This window comes from Mycobacterium sp., from assembly GCF_049281135.1.
GTDB lineage: Bacteria > Actinomycetota > Actinomycetes > Mycobacteriales > Mycobacteriaceae > Mycobacterium.
Window position 1 is genome coordinate 1 of record NZ_JBAPRN010000503.1, and the last position, 4,781, is coordinate 4,781.

General features: G+C 65.4%; 5 protein-coding genes. 2 read left to right on the forward strand and 3 right to left on the reverse strand.

The features are described 5' to 3' along the window. The 3 genes from WAN02_RS20160 to WAN02_RS20170 form a co-directional block, all read right to left on the reverse strand. A partial coding sequence (locus WAN02_RS20160; RefSeq protein WP_422265999.1) for a cytochrome P450 occupies positions 1-872 on the reverse strand: 872 nt, incomplete at its 3' end. Next, positions 869-1,585 (reverse strand): acetoacetate decarboxylase family protein, encoded by a 717-nt coding sequence (locus WAN02_RS20165; protein WP_422266000.1) that lies wholly within the window; start codon positions 1,583-1,585, stop codon positions 869-871. The genes WAN02_RS20160 and WAN02_RS20165, both read right to left, overlap by 4 nt. A 43-nt stretch (positions 1,586-1,628) precedes the next feature. Next, the gene (locus tag WAN02_RS20170) at positions 1,629-2,660 is read right to left on the reverse strand and encodes an LLM class F420-dependent oxidoreductase (RefSeq protein ID WP_422266001.1); all 1,032 of its coding nucleotides are present in this window, start codon (positions 2,658-2,660) and stop codon (positions 1,629-1,631) included. A 70-nt stretch (positions 2,661-2,730) separates the two neighbouring features. Here WAN02_RS20170 and WAN02_RS20175 point away from each other — a divergent pair, with 70 nt between their 5' ends. Together WAN02_RS20175 and WAN02_RS20180 are read left to right on the forward strand one after the other, a co-directional pair. Continuing rightward, complete coding sequence (locus WAN02_RS20175; protein ID WP_422266002.1) at positions 2,731-3,723, forward strand: Zn-ribbon domain-containing OB-fold protein; 993 nt, start codon at positions 2,731-2,733, stop codon at positions 3,721-3,723. 10 nt (positions 3,724-3,733) lie between these two features. Next, positions 3,734-4,781: thiolase domain-containing protein (locus WAN02_RS20180; protein WP_422266003.1), on the forward strand; the 1,048-nt coding region annotated here is incomplete at its 3' end.

Here is a 4,781-nt window from a genome sequence, read left to right on the forward strand (position 1 = left end):
GTCCGGCACATGTTCTTGACCGGTGAGGTCCACCGCAGCATCTCCTCGATCGCCCCCGGCAGCAGCGACCGGTCAGCGACCAGCGCATTCCACTGATCGCGGTGACGCACCAATTGCTCGGTGCCGCCGGACAAAGTGTGCCGCGTGGTCTCGTCGCCACCGATGAGGATCAACAGCGTTTCCATCACGATCTCGTCGTCGGACATCCGCTGTCCTTCGACTTCGGCGTTGACCAGGATGGAGAACAGGTCGTCGGTGGGCTCGTCCCGGCGCTTGGCGATGATGCCCATGGTGAACTCGGTGTAGGCCGCGAACGCGTTCATCACCGCCTGGGCTTCTGCGCCCGCCGGGTCGATATGCGAGCTCAGCCCGGTGACCAAATCGTCCGACCACTTCAGCAACATGCCGCGATCCTCCGGCAGCACTCCCAGCATGTCGCCGATCACCGCCATCGGCAGCGGGGCGGCAATATCGCGGACGAAGTCACATTCACCGCGCTCGATGACGGCATCGATCAGCGTGTCGCACAGCGTGGCGATCGATGGCTCCTTCTCGGTCACTCGCTTACGGGTGAAGCCGGCGTTGACGAGCTTGCGCCGCAACAGGTGTGCCGGATCGTCCATGTCGATCATGTACGGCATCCCCGGTGTGTCAGGCCGAATGCCGCCAGTGTTGGAGAACAACTCGGGATTGCGCTCGGCATCGATGACGGCCTGATACGTCGTCGCGCCGACCAGGCCGTTGCGATCGCGGAACACGGGTTGGTTGGCGCGCATCCACTGATAGGCCTCGCGCGAGGTCTGCCGGTTGGCGTAGAAATTGCCATCTGCCAAGTCGATGTTCACGATCGTGTCGGGGATAGTCGCAGTCATGTGATCTCCTGAGCGTCGCCGAATGTCATCTGTACCTGGTCAACCGAGCTGGACAGCATCGCGCGCTTCGGAAGGCCCAGCGACGCAAGATCTTTCGAGTAGGGGTGCTCGCCCAGCCAGATGCGAACGCCACCAAATCGATTGCGCACACCGTCGAGCGTGTGTTCAAACGAGGTCTCGAGGGTGACGCCGTCGCGATGCGAGTAGCTGCGCTGCGTCTGCGTGCGCGGCGTCAGCCGGAAGGGCAGACCTGGCCGGAATTCCATGCCGACCACCAGTTGCCCGTCGACGCTGCAGTCGAATCCGAACTGGCGGCCCTCGCGAACGGTGAAGTCCGCCATGACTTTCGGATAGCCCCAGATCTTGGTGCCGGCTTCCAGCGTGAACGCCTGGTCGACGGGCAGGTGGTGGATGAAGGCGCCGGCCGACCCCAGGGCGCGGGGCCCGCTGGCGTTCGAACCCGGTGGGTTGACCATCACGCTAGTGCCGAATTCGTAGTACTGGCCCAGGTCGCCGTCGATGTAGTGCATCAACATCAGGATCACGATCGCGCGCCCGGGCAGGTAGCGGCAGACCCGCAGGCCGCTGTAATCGATCATTCTCTGCGCAGTGTCGGCATCGACCGAGAACATTGCCATGTGCTGGTTCGCCCTGCGGATCTGCACAGGCATGGTGAGGACCCTGCCGGCGATGATGTGCTGCGTCGGTGCCATCCGGACAATTTAGAACGTGTTCTAACTCACCGCAAGGACCGGGTCAGATCAGGCTCGCCAACTCCTGGACCTGCTCTGTACTGCGGCCCGACACCACCATCATGGTGACGCCCGAGGCCTCCCAGGCCTTGATCTGCTTACGCACGTAGTCGACATCGCCGACGATCGCGGCGTCGTCGATGACCTCGTCGGGGATGATCTCGGCGGCCTTGTCCTTCTGGTTGTTGCGGAACAGCTTGGTCACGTCGTCGACCACATCGGCGTAACCCATCCGGCGATAGACGTCGGCATGGAAGTTGGTGTCCTCGGCGCCCATCCCGCCCATGTAGAGCGCGATGTAGGGCTTCATGGCCGCGAGAGCGGCGCCGCGGTCCTCGGTGATGACGATGTTGGCCGTCGCGCAGATCTCGAAGTCCTCGCGGCTACGGCGTGCGCCCGGTCGGGCGAATCCCTCGTCCAGCCACTCGTTGTAGGTGTCAGCCATTCGCGGCGTGTAGAAGATCGGCAGCCAGCCGTCGCAGACCTCGGCGGCCAACGCCACATTCTTCGGCCCCTCGGCGCCCAGCATGATCGGGATGTCGGCCCGCAGCGGGTGAGTGATGGGCTTGAGCGGTTTGCCCAGACCCGTTGCGCGATCACCTGTCAACGGCAGCGGATAGTGCGGGCCGGCGCTGGTCACCGGCTTCTCGCGGGCCCACACCTGCCGGATGATGTCGACGTATTCACGGGTGCGGGCCAGCGGCTTGGGAAACGACTGGCCGTACCAGCCCTCCACGACCTGTGGGCCCGAGACGCCGAGACCCAGGATGTGCCGCCCCCCGCTGAGGTGGTCGAGGGTCAGCGCTGCCATCGCACACGCGGTCGGGGTACGCGCGGACAACTGCACGACCGAGGTACCCAGCCGCAGCCTTCGCGTCGACGAGCCCCACCAGGCCAGCGGCGTATAGGCGTCCGATCCCCATGCCTCGGCGGTGAACACCGCGTCGAAACCGGCGTTCTCGGCCGCGGCCACGAGTTCGGCGTGGTTGTCGGGCGGCTGAGCGCCCCAATATCCGAGTTGGAGTCCGAGCTTCATCAGTGCCGCCTTCCCTGCAGGTCTCGACCCTATCTTGAATCCATTCTTAGAACCTGTTCTACTCGATGCTGTGACCACCAGCCAAAGCAGCCCGGTGCAGATCGATACCCATCAGAAGCCTCTCTCGGCCCCTCTGAGGCTGTCCTTCGACTACACCCGTTCAGTCGGCCCCACCCTCAGCCAGTTCTTCACCGCCCTGCGCGGGCGACGCATCGTCGGCGCCCGGGGCTCGGATGGCCGGATCTACGTTCCACCCGCCGAGTTCGACCCGGTGACCTACGAACGATTGACCGAGATCGTGCCGGTGTCCAGCGTGGGGACCGTGTTGTCGTGGACCTGGCAGCCCGAACCCCTTGAGGGACAACCGCTGGACCGGCCGTTCGCCTGGGCGCTGATCAAGCTCGACGGCGCCGACGTCCCACTGCTGCACGCGGTGGACGCCGGATCATCCGACGCGATCAGCACCGGCGCGCGGGTGCACGCCCACTGGGCTGACGAGCCGGCGGGCGCGATCACCGACATCGCCTACTTCGGGCTCGGCGACGAAGCCGAGCCGGTGTCCGAAACGACCGATGACCGCGAACCGGTGACAGTCCAGGTGACCCCGAGCAGCATCGAAATCCAGCACACCGCTTCACTTCCCGAGACCGCGTTCCTACGCGGGCTGGAGGAGGGCAAGCTGCTGGGCGCCCGCACGGGCAAGGACGGCAAGGTGTACTTCCCGCCCAAGGAAGCCGACCCGGCCACCGGCCTGGAACTCGACAACTTCATCGAGTTGCCCGACACGGGAACGGTGACGACGTTCGCGATCATCAACATCCCGTTCGCCGGACAGCGGATCAAGCCGCCGTACGTCGCGGCCTACGTGCTGCTCGACGGCGCCGATATCGCGTTCCTGCATCTGATCCAGGAGATCGACGCGACCGAGGTGCGGATGGGCATGCGCGTCGAGGCCGTCTGGAAGCCCCGCGACGAGTGGGGTCTGGGCATCGACAACATCGAATACTTCAAGCCGACCGGCGAACCCGACGCCGATTACGACACCTACAAACACCACCTGTAAAGGGAACGACGTGACTTTTCGCGATGTAGCTGTCGTCGGATTCGCCCATGCGCCACATGTGCGCCGCACCGACGGCACCACCAACGGCGTCGAGATGCTGATGCCCTGCTTCCACTCGCTGTACGAAGAGCTCGGCCTCGAGCAAACCGACATCGGCTTCTGGTGCTCCGGATCGTCGGATTATCTTGCCGGCCGGGCATTCTCGTTTATCTCGGCGATCGACTCGATCGGGGCGGTACCGCCGATCAACGAGTCGCATGTCGAGATGGATGCGGCGTGGGCACTGTACGAGGCCTACATCAAGCTGCTCACCGGCCAGGTCGACACCGCGCTGGTCTACGGCTTCGGCAAGTCTTCGGCCGGCACGCTGCGTCGAGTGCTCGCGCTGCAGACCGACCCGTACACCGTCGCGCCCCTGTGGCCGGACGCCGTGTCGATGGCCGGCCTGCAGGCCCGCCTCGGCCTGGACACGGGTAAGTGGACGGCCGAGCAGATGGCGCAGGTGGCGCTCGACTCGTTCGCCGCTGCCGGGCGCACCGACTCGGAGAAGCCGGCGAAGAGTATCGAGGAGCTGCTGGCCCGGCCGTACTTCGCGGATCCCCTTCGGCGACACGACATTGCGCCGATCACCGACGGCGCCGCGGCGATCGTGCTGGCCGCCGGCGACAAGGCCCGCGAGCTCCGGAAGAACCCGGCGTGGATCACCGGCATCGAGCACCGGATCGAGACTCCGGTGCTCGGCGCGCGCGACCTGACCACGTCGCCGTCGACGGCGGCTTCGGCCAAGGCAGCGACGGGCGGGGACGCCGCCTCGATCGAGGTGGCCGAGATTTACGCGCCGTTCAGCCATCAGCAACTCCTTCTGACCGAAGCCATCGGCCTGCCGTCGTCGACGAAGATCAACCCGTCGGGCGGCGCACTGGCCGCCAACCCGATGTTTTCCGCGGGGTTGGAGCGCATCGGCTTTGCGGCACAACATATTTTCGACGGCTCTGCGGGACGGGTGCTGGCGCACGCGACCAGCGGCCCGGTGTTGCAACAGAATATCGTCGCCGTTC

What these genes read in the sequence shown, in the direction of transcription:
- WAN02_RS20165 (WP_422266000.1), bottom strand. Translation starts at nt 1,585, where the DNA reads ATGGCACCGACGCAGCACATCATCGCCGGCAGGGTCCTCACCATGCCT.
- WAN02_RS20170 (WP_422266001.1), bottom strand. Translation starts at nt 2,660, where the DNA reads ATGAAGCTCGGACTCCAACTCGGATATTGGGGCGCTCAGCCGCCCGAC.